The 16,057-nt window shown below is 71.0% G+C and carries 10 protein-coding genes; 6 read left to right on the top strand and 4 right to left on the bottom strand.

The genetic code is table 11. The features are described 5' to 3' along the window. Positions 1 to 13: 13 nt before the first annotated feature. On the bottom strand, positions 14 to 1,051 hold the full coding sequence (locus G6O69_RS30580; protein WP_176397184.1) for an ATP-grasp domain-containing protein: 1,038 nt from the start codon (positions 1,049 to 1,051) through the stop codon (positions 14 to 16). A gap of 192 nt (positions 1,052 to 1,243) precedes the next feature. Between G6O69_RS30580 and G6O69_RS30575 the strand changes: the two genes are divergently transcribed. The 6 genes from G6O69_RS30575 to G6O69_RS30550 all read left to right on the top strand — a co-directional run bounded on the left by G6O69_RS30575 (position 1,244) and on the right by G6O69_RS30550 (position 11,322). After that, entirely contained in the window at positions 1,244 to 2,941 is a 1,698-nt protein-coding gene (locus G6O69_RS30575) for a winged helix-turn-helix domain-containing protein (RefSeq protein WP_172307001.1), read from the top strand. A 3-nt stretch (positions 2,942 to 2,944) separates the two neighbouring features. Beyond that, the gene (gene lipB / locus G6O69_RS30570) at positions 2,945 to 3,601 is read left to right on the top strand and encodes a lipoyl(octanoyl) transferase LipB (protein ID WP_172307000.1); all 657 of its coding nucleotides are present in this window, start codon (positions 2,945 to 2,947) and stop codon (positions 3,599 to 3,601) included. Between the two features lie 6 nt (positions 3,602 to 3,607). After that, positions 3,608 to 4,567 carry a HEAT repeat domain-containing protein gene (locus tag G6O69_RS30565; RefSeq protein WP_176397183.1) on the top strand — a complete coding sequence of 320 codons (960 nt, stop codon included), beginning with the start codon at positions 3,608 to 3,610 and terminating at the stop codon, positions 4,565 to 4,567. After that, positions 4,564 to 5,454: a hypothetical protein gene (locus G6O69_RS30560; RefSeq protein ID WP_172306998.1), complete on the top strand. Its 891-nt coding sequence runs from the start codon at positions 4,564 to 4,566 to the stop codon at positions 5,452 to 5,454. Before G6O69_RS30565 ends, G6O69_RS30560 begins: the two co-directional genes overlap by 4 nt. A gap of 45 nt (positions 5,455 to 5,499) precedes the next feature. After that, a complete protein-coding gene (locus tag G6O69_RS30555; protein WP_172306997.1) occupies positions 5,500 to 10,668 on the top strand; it encodes a sigma 54-interacting transcriptional regulator in 5,169 nt (1,722 codons plus the stop codon). A 123-nt stretch (positions 10,669 to 10,791) separates the two neighbouring features. Next, positions 10,792 to 11,322 carry a hypothetical protein gene (locus G6O69_RS30550; RefSeq protein WP_172306996.1) on the top strand — a complete coding sequence of 177 codons (531 nt, stop codon included), beginning with the start codon at positions 10,792 to 10,794 and terminating at the stop codon, positions 11,320 to 11,322. Between the two features lie 294 nt (positions 11,323 to 11,616). Here the strand turns inward: G6O69_RS30550 and istB are convergent, their stop codons facing one another. From istB to G6O69_RS30535, 3 genes are all read right to left on the bottom strand, one after another. Next, entirely contained in the window at positions 11,617 to 12,375 is a 759-nt protein-coding gene (gene istB, locus G6O69_RS30545; protein ID WP_172306995.1) for an IS21-like element helper ATPase IstB, read from the bottom strand. Further along, entirely contained in the window at positions 12,372 to 13,817 is a 1,446-nt protein-coding gene (gene istA, locus G6O69_RS30540) for an IS21 family transposase (RefSeq protein WP_172306994.1), read from the bottom strand. Before istA ends, istB begins: the two co-directional genes overlap by 4 nt. Before the next feature lie 1,223 nt (positions 13,818 to 15,040). After that, on the bottom strand, positions 15,041 to 16,051 hold the full coding sequence (locus G6O69_RS30535; RefSeq protein ID WP_176397182.1) for an outer membrane beta-barrel domain-containing protein: 1,011 nt from the start codon (positions 16,049 to 16,051) through the stop codon (positions 15,041 to 15,043). Positions 16,052 to 16,057 lie beyond the last annotated feature (6 nt).

The raw sequence follows: 16,057 nt of genomic DNA, 5'->3' as shown, positions 1-16,057 counted from the left end.
GGCGGTCTCGGGCTCAGCGGAGCGCTTGGGTGAGGGAACGGGGGAGCTCGCGGGCGGCCAGGGTCCCGCTGAACAGGCTGGCAGCGAGCTCGAGGAAGGACATGCCGGCCGCGCGGGCGACCCGGGCGACGACGCTGTCGCGGTGCACCGGGGGCAGCGGCTCGACCTCGAGGATCACCTCGTTGTCGCGGGGGGTGACCACGAGATCGACCCGGGTGGGCCCCTCGTCCAGGCCGAGGGCGGCGCTGGCTCGCAGGGCGAGGTTGCTCAGGCCGACGCGCCGGGTGGCGTCGAGCTGGGGCGGGCAGGTCATGGTCTGGATCCGCGAGCCGGTGCGGGGGTCGTCGGTGAAGGTCCGGCCGATCTCGGCCATGCCCAGTACGGCACCGCGGAAGACGACCACGGAGATCTCGCGGCCTTCGATGGCGCGCTCGACAAGGATCTCGGGCTCGAGGGAGCGCGGGTGTTCACCATCACCGAGCTCCGCGAGGGCGCTCATGACGGCCTCGTGGCCCTCGAAGCGGCGCAGCCCGGCTCCCGCCGCGCCGCGGCGGGGCTTGAGGACGCAGGCGCGGCCGAGGCGCTGGAGGGCCTGGCGGGTCTTTTGGACATCGCCCCCCGGGACCACCGTGCGGGGCACGGGGAGGTTGTGGAAGGCGAGGCGCTGGCGGCAGAGGAGCTTGTCGTAGGCCCCTGCGATGGCCTGGGGGGCGGGCCCGAGGACCGGCAGGCCGCAGTCGCGGGCGGCCGCGTGGAGGCGGCCAGTGCCCCCTGCGGGGCCGTGGGCGAGGATCAGCAGGCGATCTACCGCGGCCCCGCGCGGCCCGAATTGATCGGCCATCATCGCGGCCACGGTGCTCGGCTCGGCGCTGCTGGGGAGGCGAAGGATCGGCGCCTCGAGGCCCAGGAGCTGGGCGGCGTCTTGGAGATCCTCGCCGCTGCGGCGCTCGGCGGGCTGCCAGGGGCCAGCGTCAGCGTACGTTGCGCTCAGGCCCCGAGGGGTCGAGGCAGGGCCGGAAGACACCGCAATACCGAGCGTGAGGGCACCCATTGCTTGGCCGCTAGCAGGGCTTGCCAACGGCCCGCAAATTTTCGGATAGTTTTAGGGCTCTCTCTGCCGCGCCGGTCTGGCGTGGTGGTCCACCGAGCCGGCGACCTTCGCCGCCAACGTGGCCCGAGCGCTGCGCCGTCGTCCACCTCTCGGCGCGCAGCCGAGAGGGAAGGGCCCTCCGGCAGCCTCAAGATGACCTTTCTCGAAGCCGCGATCGAGGTTCTCCGAGACGCCGACGGTCCCTTGCACTACAAGGAGATCGCGCGGCTCGCCGTGGACCAAAAGCTCCTGTCCCACGTGGGGCGCGACCCCGAGGCGGCGATGCAGACCTGCCTCAATCAGGCTGTGCGAAGCAAGGTCCACGATGGGGCCGTCACGCGCTCCAAGCCTGGGCACTACTGCATCCGCGCCGGGGCCAAGCTCCCCGATCCGCCAGAGCCCCCCGCGGCTCCCGAGCCGCTCCCGCTGCCCGCCGAAGACAAGTCGAGCGACACGCGAGGGCGCAAGAAAAAGTCCAGCAATTCCAAGAAGAAGGCCAGCAAGTCTTCGAAGAAGGACGAGCCAGCCGGCGGCAAGAAGCGGACCCGTCGGCGCAAGAAGGCCGAGCCCTCCGAAGAGGAGGAGACGCCCGACGAGCAGGTCGAGGCGTCCAGCGAAGAAGACAGTGGTGAGGAGGCCGCGGAGGAGACCGCGACCACAGCCGAGCCCGAGGCCGAGACCGAGACCGAGACCGAGACCGAGACATCCTCGGAGCGCGCCGCCGAGGCTGCGGCCGCGGCCACGCTCGACGTCACCGCCGGGCCCCCCATCCCCATGCCCACGCTCGATCCCAGCAAGGTCCGCTTCCACGGACCCGAGGGCTCTGGCCTCGAGGGCGAGACGGACATCGCGTTGGTCATGGCCAACGCCATGTCGAGGTTGGTCGACGAGCGACCAGAGCTACGAGAGGAACTCGACGCCATGCAAAAGGGTCAGGCACCCGTTCCCGAGGTCATCGAGGTTGGTCGCAAGCGCCGCCGAGACAGCGATCGAAACGACCGCAGCGACCGCGACCGTGGCGAGGATGAGCGCGGAGGACGCCGCCGTCGTCGTCGCCGCCGCAAGAGCCGCCGCGTCGACTGGTCCGAGGGCGCCGCCGTCTCGGCCTCGCGCGGCCAGGAGCTGCTGGATCAGGTCGCTACCGTGCTCCTCGAGGCTGGCCCGCGCTCCTTGCACGTGCGCCAGATCGCCGAGAGCCTGGCCAGCCAGAACGTGCTGGGCGGTGAGATCTCCGAGATCGAGCGTGCGGTCACCGCGGCGCTCCTCCTCGACGTCCACGTCCGCGGGGAGGCCTCGCGCTTCGCCATCCGCGGGGACGCGCGCTACCAGCTCCGGGGCGCCCGCCTGCCCGAGAAGGCCGCCGCCGCGGAGTACGCCGCGCGCCGCGCTGTCGAGCAACTCGAGAAAGAGACTCATGGTCAGCTTCTCTCGTGGTTACAGACACTTGGGGCGCGTTCCCTCGAGTCTCTCGTGAGGGTTTGGTTGGACCGCGAATCCTACCCGTTGGTTGCCACGCTCCCGCCTGCGCGGGGCCTGGGCAAGCTGATCGTCGAGGACGCCGAGGGCGACAGCGACGACTCGCGCCTGCTCGTGCTGATCGTCCCGCGCAAGACCAGCCTCGAGCCCAAGCTCTGGGAAGGTGACGCCGAGCGAAACGGCTGTGGGGCGATCATGGTGTTCGCCATGTGCGATCCCAGCGCCGACGCTGGTACGGGTGACGCACGGGTCATTTACGCTCAGGAGTTCGCGCGCTGGCTCCTCGACAACGGGGTCGGCGTGAAGACCGTGACCTTCTCCGTGCCGGTGCTCGACGCCGACATCATCGAGTCCGTCGGCGGTCTGGACACCTGATCCATGAGCGCTTCGCGCGAGCTCGCCGGCCGCTGGGTCGGGCGCATGGACTTCGCGCCTTGCCTCCAGGAACAGCTTCGCGCGCGTGACGCGATCCTCGAGGGGAGCGGCCCCGAGACCCTGATCATGGTCGAGCACCCGCCGACCCTGACCCTCGGTCGGCGGGGTCGACGCGAAGATGTGGTCTGGACGGACGAGCAGCTCGCCGAGGAGCAGGTGGCCGTCTGCGAAACCCCCCGTGGAGGTGAGGTCACGCTTCATGCGCCGGGTCAGCTGGTGGCCTACCCGATCGTCCGCATCGACAAGCAGATCCGCGCGCACATCCAGCACATGTCGGATGCGACCATCGCGCTGCTTGGGGAGCTGGGCATCGACGGCGTGGCATACCGTGACGATCACCCGGGGATCTGGCGAGGCGAGGCCAAGATCTCCTCGCTCGGGATCCACATCAGCCGGGGGGTCACGGTGCAGGGCATGTCCCTCAACCTCGCGGTCGCGCCCAAGCTCTTTGGCGCGCTGGTGTCGTGCGGGATGCCGGGGATTCAGATGACCAGCGTCGCCGACCTGCGAGAGGAGCCCCTGCCGCCGATGGAGCAGCTCGCGCGGCGCTGGGCCGAGCTCTTCGCCGAGCGGGCCGGCTACGCGCTGCGCTGGAGCTGACCGGGTTTGGCCTGCCAGATCTGCTATGGTGGTGCGACGCAGCCGATGCTTCGTCGCGGCACGATCTTCGCTCTGACCGCAACGCTCGGCGCCTCGGTGGCGAGCGGCTGCCGTGGCCCCGAGCCGGAGGTCTTTCAGGTCCGGGTGACCTCCATCGACACGCATGGAGGTCCGGCGCTGGCCGACGAGCAGGTGGAGGGGATCATGCGCCACTCGCTCGAGCGCGCTCCGAGCTTCAGCCCGGCGGAGCGTGACCAACGCAGCCAGCGAAGCCGCGGGAACGTCGAGGTGCTCAACGCGAGCCTCGAGTACCGCGAGATCCCCGACGCCGCCGACAACGGCCGTGACCTCCTGGTTCGCCTGTTCATCGAGCCGCCCGAGGATCTCGGCGATGAGCTCGGGCGCGATGGCCTCGACGCCACGGTCATGCTCGAGCGCAAGGCCGGCGAGGCCGACCTCGAGTCTGACCTCCAGCTGGCGACGGATCGCCTGGCGATCATTTTACAGGCGCGCGCTGACCTCGCGCGTCGATCCGAGGGGGCGGTCGAGGGGCTGCTCGCCACGCGGGACGCCGAGATCATCCTCGAGACCCTGGCCTGGATCCGCCGCCACCCCCAGGATGCCCAGTCTCGCCAGGCCGCGGATCGAGTCGCCGAGCTGATCAACGATGAGGATGAGAACGTCGGGCTGCTGGCCATCGAGACCATCGGTGAGATCGGCGGACCCGAGCACGTGGCCATCGTCATCGACCGGATCCAGCTCACCAACGCCGGCCAGGTCAGTCGCGCCTACGAGGCGATCGCGCGCCTCGGGGGCCCGGACGCCGAGGGCTTTTTGCGCTTCGCCGCCCGCAACGAGGACGAGCCCAACCAGCGGGCCGCGGCCGAGCGAGCCCTGCGTCGCGTGGCGGAGGTCGGCGGGGCCATGGACGAGGCTGGACACGCGCGAACGCGAGGCCACCGATGAGCACCATCTCAGCGATCTTTTCTTCTCTCGTGGTGATGGGCCTGGCGAGCGCGCCGCCCAGCTTGCCCGAGGAGCCGTCTGCCGAGACTTCCATGGAGGTCACCCCGCCAGCGTCCGAGTCTGGGGCTGACCAGCCGGAGATCGAGTCGCCAGAGCAAGTCCGCGACGATGCCGCTGCGGGCCAGGGCGCGCTCCCACCGCCAGAGCAGGTCCGCGACGAGGCGGCTGCGGGGCAGGGCGCCCTCCCTTCGCCGGAACAGGTCCGCGAGCACCAGGTCGCGGCGAGCCCCACGGCGCCCCCGGCAGAGGGTGTCTACGCGATTGGCAGTAGCGGTGTCGCACCGCTCCCACCTCCGCCACCTCCGGTGTCACCCTCGGCGATCCCCCGCGGGGACTGGCGGGGGCGTGGCTGGCTGGCGGTGCGTCTGACCGCGGTCGGCCCGATCTCGGGAGAGGCCCCCGCGCGTCCGACGGTGATCGCCCTGGGTGGCGGCGCCGAGGGTGGCTGGCGTCCCTTGCAGTGGCTGGGCCTGGGTGCGTCCTTCTCGCGGCAACCCCACGAGATCTACGTCTCCTCCGCGGCGATCGGCAGCGCCCGCACCAAGGGCCACATGACCGCCTGGGATGTCGGCTTCGTGCGGCTCTGGGCGCCGGTCCGCGGTCGCGTGGAGCCCTTCGTCGACGTGGGTGGCGGGTTCGCGTTCTACGATCCGGCGCGCTTCGGCGTGACGACCATGGGCGGGACGGTGCGGGCCTCCCTGGGCCTGGACGTGTGGATCACGCGGAGCGTGACTCTCGGTGCCTCTGGGATCTACCGCGCCAACTTCATCGAGGGCGGGATGGCCAACGTCTGGCAGGCCGCTTTGGAGTTGGCAGTTCATTGGTGAAAATTTTAATGGATCGCCTACGATGCTGCCTACGTTGTAGGCGGTATGGTGGCTCCCGACGATGATCTCCTAGGTACGCTGGCATCGTCGCGCTTCGGCGACGTGCAGCGCCTGGGCGCGGGGGCCGAGGGCGGGACATGGATCGCGCACGACCCAACGGGTCGCAGCGTCGTCCTCAAGCACGTCCCCGCCGGGCGCACGGCCACGGTCGCCCGGGCCTTCGAGGTCCTCCGCGGCGTGTCGTCGCCGCACCTGCCCGCGGCCCTCGAGCTGATCGGCGACGGGCGAGGGGGCGCGTGGCTGGTCACCGGCTACGTCGAGGGCGCGCCCCTCGGGCCGGGCCCGGTCCCCCTCGAACAGGCCCTCGCCGAGGCCCTGGGCGTGGCCCATGCCCTCGCGGCGATCCACGGCCTGGGCACGCACCACGGGGACGTCAGCGCCAACAACGTGATCGTCACGCCGACCCACGGCGTGGTGCTCACGGACCTCGGCCAGCTCGGGGCCTTCGGCTGCGGCACCCCTGGCTTCGTCGCCCCCGAGGTCCTCGCCGGTGGCGGCGGGCCGGCGGCCGATCGCTTCGGCGTGGGCAGCCTCCTGTGCCTGCGCCTCTTTGGCGAGGTGCCCTGGCGGCGCCCGGAGGCGCTGCTCGCCATCGATAGCAGTGGGGGGAGCAGTGGGGGGAGCGGTGGGAGGATCCGCGGGCGCCTGCGCGACCTGGCTCGCGCCGCCGGCATCGCGCTCCCGCGTCCCGTCGAGGCCCTGCTCGAGCGCCTCTTGGATCCCGATCCCAGCCGCCGAGTCGCCGACTCGGAGCTGCTGGTGGCGCGCCTGCGTCAGCTCCAGCGGGCGAGCAGCGCGGGCGAGCTGATGCGCGCGCACTCGGCCTGGTGGCTGCCGAACCGCTGGCGCTACCTCGGTGACCAGGCCGGGCTGCGCCGCGCCGCCGAGGCGATCGAAGTGGGTCGCTGTCGAGTGGTCGCGGTGGTCGGCCCGGTCCACGCGGGGCGGGGGCGGGTGGTCGAGGAGATCGTCGGTTTGCTGCAAGTCGCGAGGGCGCGGGCTCAGGGCGCGGCGTCGCCGGTGCGCCTGGGCGACGCCGAGCTCCTGGCCGCGAGCGCCGGGGCAGACGAGAGCGCGCAAGACTGGGTGGCGGCGTGGATCGACGACGGCTCCGACGCACAGGCTGGGGTCCTCGAGCACGGCCTCGGGCCGGCCGTCTTTGGCCTGCGGGATCCGCCGCCGTGGCCGGCTCGCCTGGTCGACGCGCCCGAGCTCCAGGCCGCCGTGCTCCAGGCGGGGGCGCGCCTGGGCGCCGTGGCCCTCGTCTTGCCCGTCGACCTCGCGCTCGGCCGCGCGCTCGCGGCTGCGCTCGAGACCGGGGAGCAGCCGGGCCTCGTGCTCGTCGAGCTCGAGCGTTGGAGCGAGGCGCGGGTCGGGGAGTGCCTCGTCGAGGTCGTCGAAGATCCGCGCGCGGAGGGAGAGCGGCTGGCTCGCTGGGCGGCGGCGATCCACGCCGCGACCGGCGGGTGGCCGGCGCGGGTGATCCGAGCCATCGAGGCCTGCGCGCGGGTGGGGGCGGGCTACGAGGCCCCCGATCGCGCCGCCGTCGAGCGGGCGCTGGTCGCCGTCGCGGGCGAGCCTCGCCTCGATCCCGAGACCGCGCGCAGGGTCTTCGATCGTCGCTGGGGGCTCCCGGTCGAGCTCCCCGAGGGCCTGTTGGCGGGGGACGAGCCGCTGGCGAGCGCCGTCGCGGCCGCGCGGGTCGGCCTGGGGGAGACCGTCGAGGCGCTCGCGCGGGCGACCCTCGAGCAGGCGCGCGCGGCCGGGCGTGGGTTTTGCCTGGCCCTCGCCCTGGACGCCAACGACGCCAGCGCCGTCGAGGCCAGCGATCGCGCGCAGTGGCTCGACGGCCGCGAGCTGCCCAGCGACCTCGTGGCCTGGCTCGAAGGCGGCGGCGCCCTCGAAGTTGGCCCGCGCCTGCGCCTGCGAGCGCTGCGGGAGCTGATCCGTCGCGGTCAGGCCGACCGCGCCCTGGGTCTGCTCGAGCGCATCGCCGAGACCGGGCGCCCGAGCCCGGCCGAGGCCCTCGAGGGCGTGCGCGCGCGGGAGCAGCTGGGTCGCGCCGAAGAGGCCCTGGTCGCGATTGACTCGCTCCTGCCGCATACCCACGGCTCCGATCGCGATCGCGCCCTGGGTCTGCGCTGGCGGGCCCTCGTCGACGCGGGCCGAGCCGCCGAGGCGCGGGCCGAGGCCGAGGCCTGGGCGCAGGCGCGGCCGCAGGGCGAGTCACCCAGCTGGCGCCGCGCGGTCGCCTGGCTGTGGGGCGCGCTGGCGAGGATCTACAGCGGCGCGGATCCAGGCACCTGGCTAGAGGCGGCCCTCGACGAGTGCCGGGGCGAGCATGGCCTCAGCGCCTCGCGCGAGATCGCGGGGCTGCGCGCGCGCGTCCATCAGCTCGAGGCCAACTTCGCCCAGCTCGCCGGTGACGGGGAGCGGGCGCGGGAGCGCTATCGCCTGGCGGCCGAGTGCTTCGTCGAGGCGGGGGAGGGCCTCGGCCGCGTGCTCGTCGAGGGCAGCCTCGCGGCCATGGCCGTCGACGCCGGCGACCTCGCCGAGGGCCTCGAGCGCGGGCGTCGGGCTGTGCGTGGGTTCTTGGCGCGCGCCCAGGTCCAGACCTTGCCCGCGGCCTGCTTCAACCTCGTCCGGGCGCTGGCGCAGATCCGTGCCCTCGACGAAGGCCGGCGTCTGCTCGGCCTGGTCCGGAGCATGTGCGAGGCCGCGGGTGATCCTTCCCCGCTGACGCGCGCACGCCTGGCGCGGGTCGAGCTCGAGCTCGCGCTCGCGGCGGTGCCTGGCGGCGCCGAGGGGCGCTTGGTCTGGCGCCGCGAGCTGGCCGGGCGAGCGCGGCGCTGCGCCGAGGCCCTGGTCGAGGCCGGGGCGACCAGCGAGGCCGCCGACGCGCGCCTGCTGGCGGCCGCGCTGCTGCGGGTCGCCGCCCGCAGCGAGCCCGGGCGCGGCCTCGTGGGGCAGGCGCGTGGCGAGCTCGAGGCCGCGGTCACCCTCGCGCGCCGAGCCTCCGAGCTGGCGGGGGGAGAGCTCGAGCTCGGGCTGCGCCTTGGCGTGGCCCTCGAGACCCTGGCCCAGGCCGCGGACGGACCGGCGCTGCGTCAGGCCCTCGAGGCCCTCGCGGCGCTGCCGTCTCCGGCCGAGCTCGAGCGCCTCGGGCAGCGTCAGCTCGCCTGGACCTACGACCGCACCTTGCTCGCCGCGCTGCATCGCGGCGGCGTCGTCGGAGAGGCGAGCGCCGCCTCCGTCGCGCGTCGACTGCTTCGAAACCTGGAGACCTTCATGGCCAAGGCACCCCCCCTCGATCGCGGCGCGCTGCGTCACTCCCTGCTCCTCGAGGCCGGTGAGGCCGACGCCCTGCGGGAGCTCGCGCTGGAGCTCGAGGCGGCCGAAGCCGAAGCCGAAGACGCGGCCGCGCGGCGGGCCGCGAGCGAGGCGACTCATCCGGCGCGCTCGCAGCCGCTGGCCGACGCGCACGCGGGCGAGGACGAGGCAGGCCGCGCCGCCGATCACCTCGAGGCGGCCTTCGGCGCGAGCGCAGCGCGTCCCCCCGCGGCTCGCGGCGCGCCGGAGCGCCCGCTCCCCGGCAGCGGCGAGGCCCGCCTTCAGCAGCTGCTGCGCGTCTTTCGTCGCCTCGCCCGAGAGGACGAGCTCCAGCGCGTGCTCGAGCTCGTCGTCGACGCGATGATGGAGCTGACCGACGCCGAGCGCGGGGTGGTCTGCATCGGCCACGGCGACGCGCGGATCGAGGTCGCCCGCGAGATGGCCTGGGACGAGCGCCAGGACAAGGCCGTGGCCTTCTCGCGCTCGATCATCGAGCGCGTGCTCGCGGAGGGCGAGCCCGTGCTCAGCGTCGACGCGGCCAGCGACGATCGCTTCGACGGCTCGCGCTCGATCAGCCACCTCAACTTGCGCTCGGTCCTCGGCGTCCCGCTGATCTTCCGCGGCGAGGTGCTCGGCGCGGCCTACGTGGACCACCGCCTGCGCCGGGGCAACTTCGACGCCGAAGACCTCGCGCACATGGAGGACTTCGCCGACCTCGCGGCCCTCGCCGTAGCCCACGCCCGCGCCCTCGCAGAGGTCCGCCGCCAGGCCGACGCCCTCGAGACCCAGCGGGCCGAGCTCGCCGAGCTGCTCGCCGATCGCGAGGCCGAGGTCGTCAACCTGCGCGAGGAGGTCCGCTCGGCCCCGGAGCGCCGCATGTATCGCGGCATGGTCGGGAGCTCCAAGGCGATGCAGCGGGTGTTTCGCCTCGTCGATCGCCTGGCCGACTCCGAGGTCCCCGTGGTGATCTACGGCGAGAGCGGCACGGGCAAGGAGCTCGTCGCCCGGGCCATGCACGACGCCGGCGCCCGCGCAGAGGGGCCCTTCGTGGCCGAGAACTGCGGTGCGATCCCCGAGACCTTGCTGGAGAGCGTGCTCTTCGGCCACGCGCGCGGGGCCTTCACGGGGGCCCAGAGCGCGCGCCCGGGCCTGTTCGAGGCCGCCGACAGCGGGACGATCTTCCTCGACGAGATCGGCGAGATGAGCCCGGCGATGCAGACCAAGCTGCTGCGCGTGCTCCAGGAGGGCGAGGTCCGCCGCCTCGGCGAGACCAAGGCCAGGCGCGTCGACGTGCGGGTGATCGCGGCCAGCAACCGCAGCCTCGAGCAGATGGTCGAGGCCGGGAGCTTCCGCCAGGACCTCTACTACCGGATCAACGTGGTCAAGCTCGAGCTCCCGCCGCTGCGCGAGCGTCGCGAGGACATCCCGGCGCTCATCGACCACTTCCTCGCGCGGCACATCTCGCGCTCGCGGCAGCCCGAGGGCGCGCTGGCTGTCAGCGCCAGCGCGCTGCGCAAGCTGACCCGCTACCCCTGGCCGGGCAACGTCCGCGAGCTCGAGAACGAGGTCCAGCGCTGGCTCGCGCTGTGCGAGGAGCGGGTCATGCCCGAGGACCTCTCGCCGAGCATCGAGGGCTCCCAGACGCCGGTCGACGACCCCGATGATCTCGAGCTGCGCCCACGCATCGAGCGGCTGGAGCGCGAGCTGATCGGCCGGGCCATGTCCCGGACCGAGGGCAACCAGACCCAGGCAGCCCAGCTCCTCGGTCTGAGCCGCTATGGCCTGCAAAAGAAGCTCAAGCGTCTCGAAGAGGACGAGGGCTGACAACTTTGTTGGCAGCGTATGCTCAGATCGTCAACTCCGTTGAATTCGCGCGCACACAAACCCTCGAAACCATTGCATCGTTGACCGGATCGCTTCTTGCTTTTGCTCAGAGGGAGTCCGCGCATGTCGAAGCGCCAACGCGAAGCCAGCACCGCAGCCTCCACGACTCGGGCCCCACGCCGTGGTCGTGGCTTCCTGATCGTGGGCGCGCTGCTGGGCCTCGCGCTGAGCACGAGCGCATGCGTCGAGCACCAGCTGCTGATCCAGGCGCCCTCGCTGCGCGGGATCACCATCCCCTTGCCACCGCCGAGCTTCGCCGACGAGGTCATCGTCAGCATCGACTTCGAGGGCAGCGTGCCCTCGGGCTTCGACGTGCCGGGGACCAAGGCCTACCTCTACGAGAAGTCCACGGGGCGCGGCTACTTCACCCTGACCGAGGGGGCCTCCTTCGTGATCTACGACGTGCTCGTGGATATCGACGACAACTGCCTCGAGACTTGGTTCGTCGATGGCTTCGAGGGGGAGGAGTCGAGCGTCAGCGACTACAAGGTCGCGCTTCAGGAGGGGGAGGAGGCTTGCTCGGCTTCGGGGTGTTCGGAGATGGATGAGGTGGGGGCTTGTGTTTGTTTGGAGAAGTGGAGTTTGGGGTGCTGAGGCTTTTGTGTGGGGAGGGGCTTGGGTGACGGTGGGGAGGGGCTTGGGTGACGGTGGGGAGGGGCTTGGGTGACGGTGGGGAGGGGCTTGGGTGACGGTGGGGAGGGGCTTGGTGTTTTGTGTGGGGGGGGGTGACGGTGGGGAGGGGCTTGATCAGCGTCAATTATTTTTTCCGATTGGCGACGATTATTCCTGCCGGTGCGAGACTTGCGCGTTCCCGTGCACGGCGACCTCGCGCGCGGGGTAGTTGTCGTTCGGGCAGTTGTCGCAGCCCGGTGTAGTTGTCGTCGGGCGTCAGCCCTTCTTGCGCCCCTTGGCCTTCTCGGTCCGGTAGCTGGGCACGTTGAATTCCAGGATCACCGAGTGGTGCACGAGCCGGTCGATCGCGGCCGAGGTCGCCATCTTGTTGTTGAAGATCCGGTCCCACTCGCTGAAGACCAGGTTGCTCGTCAGCGCCGTCGAGCGTCGCTCGTAGCGCTCGGCCAGCAGGGTGAAGAGGACCTCGGCCTCCTCGGCCGACTGCTTGACGTAGCCGATGTCGTCGAGGATCACGAGCTCGAAGTTGTCGAGCCGACGCAGCTTCCGGGGCAGCTCCAGCTCTCGCTTGGCCGCGAGCAGCTCCTGGATCAGCGAGTAGGTCGGCGTCCACAGCACCGAGCGGCCCTGCTCGACGAGGGCGTGGCCGAGGGCCGCGAGGGCGTGGCTCTTGCCGACGCCGGGCAGGCCGAAGGCCAGCACGTTGATCGCCTCGTCGAGGAAGTCGCCGGCTTGCAGCTCGCGGAGCTTGCGGACCACCGGTCGCGGCAGCCGCTTGTCGTCGAGGGTCTCGAAGGTCTTGCCGACGCTGAGCTTCGAGGCCCGGCGCAGGCGAGCGACTCGGCGAGCGTGGCGGGCCTCGGCCTCGAGGTCCAGGACCTCGGCGATCGTCGCCAGCGCTGGCTCGTGGCCGTCGGTGACCAGGCGCGGGACCAGCTCCTCGGCCGCGGTCGTCAGCTTGAAGCTGCGCAGCAGCGTGGTGATCTGCTCGGCGTGGGCGGGGGGTCGAGGGTTCACGCCGCACCTCCGAGCAGCTCGTCGTAGACGCCCAGATCGGGCTCGCCGACCTCGAGCTGCGGGACCTCGGACTCCGTGGGCTGGACCCGCTGCTTGACCGTCGCGTAGTCGAAGGGCGCGCCGGCCTCGAGCAGCTGCGCGAGTTCGGCCTCGACCGTCGACTCCATCGTCATCGCCGCGAGGTGCAAGATCCTCACGTAGTCGACGTGGCCGCGCCCGGGTCGAGCGCGCTCGAGCGCGTCGTAGGCCCGGCGGAAGATCAGCGAGGGGTACAGCTCCTCGCGGAAGCAGTAGTTGGGGAAGGCCCCGGGCTTGCGCACCAAGGAGGCGATCGCGTGGCGGTAGTCGATGCGGTGCGCGCCTTCGCCTCGCAGCCGCGGGAAGGTCTCGACCACCTCACCGCCGTAGCGCAGCTCGACCTCGTTGGCGTGCAGCCGGACCTCGACCTGGTGGCCGATCAGCTGCGAAGGCACCGAGTAGATCCGCCCCCGCACCTTGATCGTGCTCCAGCGCCGGACCTTCGGCGTCTCGGTCGTGTAGGTCGGCACCGGCTTGATCGGCAGCGGCCTCAGCAAGGGGCTCTCGAGCTCGAGCTTCGCCGTGACGTGCTGGTTGTGCTCGCGCTCGAGGGTCTGCTGGACGAAGCGCTCGTAATCCTCGACGCTGGCGAAGTCCCGGCTGCCCCGCAAGATCAGCGCCTGCTTCAGCAGCTTTTTGGTTCGCCGATGCCGGACCTCGACCGCGCCGTTTTCGTGCGACTTGCCCACGTTGATGCGCCGGACCGTCTCGATGCCCAGATGCGTGCACGCGTCCGCGAAGCGCTTGTTGAGGCTCCGGCCCCGCGCCTTCTTCAGCTCGTGCGTCGCCGCCGACATGTTGTCGAGGGTCAGCTTCCGCGGCACCCCGCCCAGGGCCCACAGTGCCCGCTGGAGCCCCTCGACCAGCGCCTCGTAGCTCTCCGACAGCGCCACGCAGGCCCAGGTCCACGCGCTCGCGACCAGGACCAGCTCGAAGAGCAGGTGGCGGAAGGGCTCGCCCGCGATCGTCACCTGCAGCTCGTTGCAGTTGGTGAAGTCCAGCGCCGCTTCCTCGCCGGGCGGGTGCTCTTGCTGGAAGTAGACCTCCTTGTCTGGTCCGTGCAGCGCTCGCCAGTCCCGGACCCGCCGCTGCATCGTCCGCAGCTGGCCCTGGTTGAAGCGCTCGGGCTTCTCCTCGATCAGCTGCTTCAGCAGCGTCTTGGCTTCGAGCTCGCCCTCCTTGTCCCGCTCGAGCAGCGGGACGATCTTCTCCTCCCACACCCCCTCGAAGGGATCCTTGCGCGTCCGCCAGTGCCGCGGCTCCTTGGTCTGCGAGGGCAGTGGCCCGCTCTGCCACTTCCGCGCCGACCTCACGCTCATTCCCGCCGCCGCTGCTGCGGCCTGCTGTGTCTTGCCTTGGTTCATCTTGCTCCGTAGCAGCCGTACTTGCTCGTCCGTGACCACGTGGGGGCTCCTGCTCCCCAGCGTCCCACGCGCGTTCTGGCTGGCTCGGACCGGCAGGTTTAGTTGTCGTCGACCGGCAAAAGTTATTGTCGTCGATCAGGGGCTTGGTGTTTTGGGGGGGGTGTTGGTGACGGTGGGGAGGGGCTTGGTGTTTTGTGAGGGTGTGGGTGACGGTGGGGAGGGGCTTGGGTGACGGTGGGGAGGGGCTTGGTGTTTTGTGAGGGTGTGGGTGACGGTGGGGAGGGGCTTGGTGTTTTGGGGGGGGTGTTGGTGACGGTGGGGAGGGGCTTGGTGTTTTGTGAGGGTGTGGGTGACGGTGGGGAGGGGCTTGGGTGACGGTGGGGAGGGGCTTGGGTGACGGTGGGGAGGGGCTTGGTGTTTTGTGTGGGGGTGGGTGACGGTGGGGAGGGGCTTGGTGTTTTGCGTGGGTGTGGGTGACGGCGGGGAGAGGCTGGGTTTTTTGCGTGGGTGTGGGTGACGGCGGACAGGCGCACGGGTCAGCAGGGGACCCTTCGCACTCGGACAAACTTGCTGACTTCGGCCTGTGGCGAGGTTGCGGTCGGTGGCCTGGTTGGAGAGAGGCGCTTCGACGGGGTGCTTCGTACGCAAAACTCGCGCGAAGGGTCCCCTGCTGCCCCTTTTGTGCGCCTCTTTGGCGGGAGAAGTCTCCGCCTCGGGCGTTGGAGGGTGGTCTCCGCCTCGGGCGTTGGAGGGTGGTCTCCGCCTCGAGCGTTGGAGGGCGTCTCCGCCTCGGGCGTTGGAGGGTGGACTCCGCCTCGAGGGTTGGAGGGCGTCTCCGCCTCGGGCGTTGGAGGGCGTCTCCGCCTCGGGCGTTGGAGGTGGTCTCCGCCTCGGGCGTTGGAGGGTGGACTCCGCCTCGGGCGTTGGAGGTGGTCTCCGCCTCGAGCGTTGGAGGGTGGTCTCCGCCTCGGGCGTTGGAGGTGGTCTCCGCCTCGAGCGTTGGAGGGCGTCTCCGCCTCGGGCGTTGGAGGGTGGACTCCGCCTCGAGGGTTGGAGGTGGTCTCCGCCTCGGGCGTTGGAGGTGGTCTCCGCCTCGGGCGTTGGAGGTTGGGGGGCGAGCGCTGCCTGGCTTCTTTGGTCAGGCCGCACGGTGGGGGAAAGGGCGAAATGCAAAGAGCCCGCGCTGGAGGGCGCGGGCTCTTTGGCTAGGCGGAGAAGAAGGGTTACTTCTTCTTGCGCAGCTTCTGCTCGAGGCGGCTGCGCTTGGCCTTGGGCGGGACGTAGAAGGTCAGGCCCAGGTTGAAGGTGACGTTGTGGCGGGCCACTCGGTCGCCGCTGGCGGTGTTGCTGACCACGGGCGGGACGTCGTCGATGGTGGCGTTGAGGCCGGCGTCGTTGTGACCCACGACGATGTCGTGAATCTCGGGGTTGAGGCTCAGCCAGTCGGTGATGAAGAGGTGGACACCTGCACCGAAGCTGCCGCCGATGCGGAAGCCGTCGTCGGCGTCGACCGGGTGGAGCAGACACTCCGAGTTGGTCGCGCCGCCGTTGTTGGGATCCAGGCAGTAGTCTTCCGCGCTCGCGTCGGTCGAGTTCGGGATGGCGAGCATCTCCGAGGTCGACTGGACGTTCTCGTAGTGGCGCGCCCAGTTGGTGAAGCCGACACCACCGAAGATGTAGATGTCGTACTCGGTGAAGATCGCCGAGAACAGGCCGAGCTTGCCCGAGAAGGGCGTGAACGCGAGGTCGAGGCTCGCGGTGAACTGCAGCTTGGTCAGGCCGGCCTGGAAGTCATGGAGCAGCGGGGCCGGGTTGTCGAGCTGGTCGATGGTCCGGTAGGGGCCAGGGCCGGCGACGGAGGCCGGTTGCTCGGCGCTCGAGTCAGCGGTGCCCAGGGGAAGGCCACCGTTGTTGATGGCCTTGAGCAGGCTGCTGTCGACGTCGAGGACGCCGTACATGAACGAGGCGCGGACGCCGATCCAGTCGGTGAAGTCGAAGCGCAGCTTGAGGCCCGCGAAGCCCTTGTGCACGAAGGGCTGCGAGAGGCTCATGCCGATCTGCGGCGTGATCTGGAAGCGGAGCTTCCGGAGCTCGAGGCGATCGACGACGACGGGCTTGCCCTCGAGGACGCCAGGCTTCTTGGCCTGAGCCTCGCCGGGCGCCATGAACAACCCCGCGCAGACGCCAGCCGCAGCGAGGGAGAGCTTGATCGTGTTCTTTTGCATCACGGTCATCCTTCA

This window comes from Pseudenhygromyxa sp. WMMC2535, from assembly GCF_011083025.2.
This window is presented reverse-complemented; position numbering and strand designations above follow the sequence as displayed.

Coding starts and splice junctions, on each gene's coding strand:
- G6O69_RS30575 (WP_172307001.1), top strand. CDS start 1,244: ATGACCTTTCTCGAAGCCGCGATCGAGGTTCTCCGAGACGCCGACGGT.
- G6O69_RS30535 (WP_176397182.1), bottom strand. CDS start 16,051: ATGACCGTGATGCAAAAGAACACGATCAAGCTCTCCCTCGCTGCGGCT.
- G6O69_RS30560 (WP_172306998.1), top strand. CDS start 4,564: ATGAGCACCATCTCAGCGATCTTTTCTTCTCTCGTGGTGATGGGCCTG.
- istA (WP_172306994.1), bottom strand. CDS start 13,817: ATGAACCAAGGCAAGACACAGCAGGCCGCAGCAGCGGCGGCGGGAATG.
- lipB (WP_172307000.1), top strand. CDS start 2,945: ATGAGCGCTTCGCGCGAGCTCGCCGGCCGCTGGGTCGGGCGCATGGAC.
- G6O69_RS30550 (WP_172306996.1), top strand. CDS start 10,792: ATGTCGAAGCGCCAACGCGAAGCCAGCACCGCAGCCTCCACGACTCGG.
- G6O69_RS30555 (WP_172306997.1), top strand. CDS start 5,500: ATGGTGGCTCCCGACGATGATCTCCTAGGTACGCTGGCATCGTCGCGC.
- G6O69_RS30580 (WP_176397184.1), bottom strand. CDS start 1,051: ATGGGTGCCCTCACGCTCGGTATTGCGGTGTCTTCCGGCCCTGCCTCG.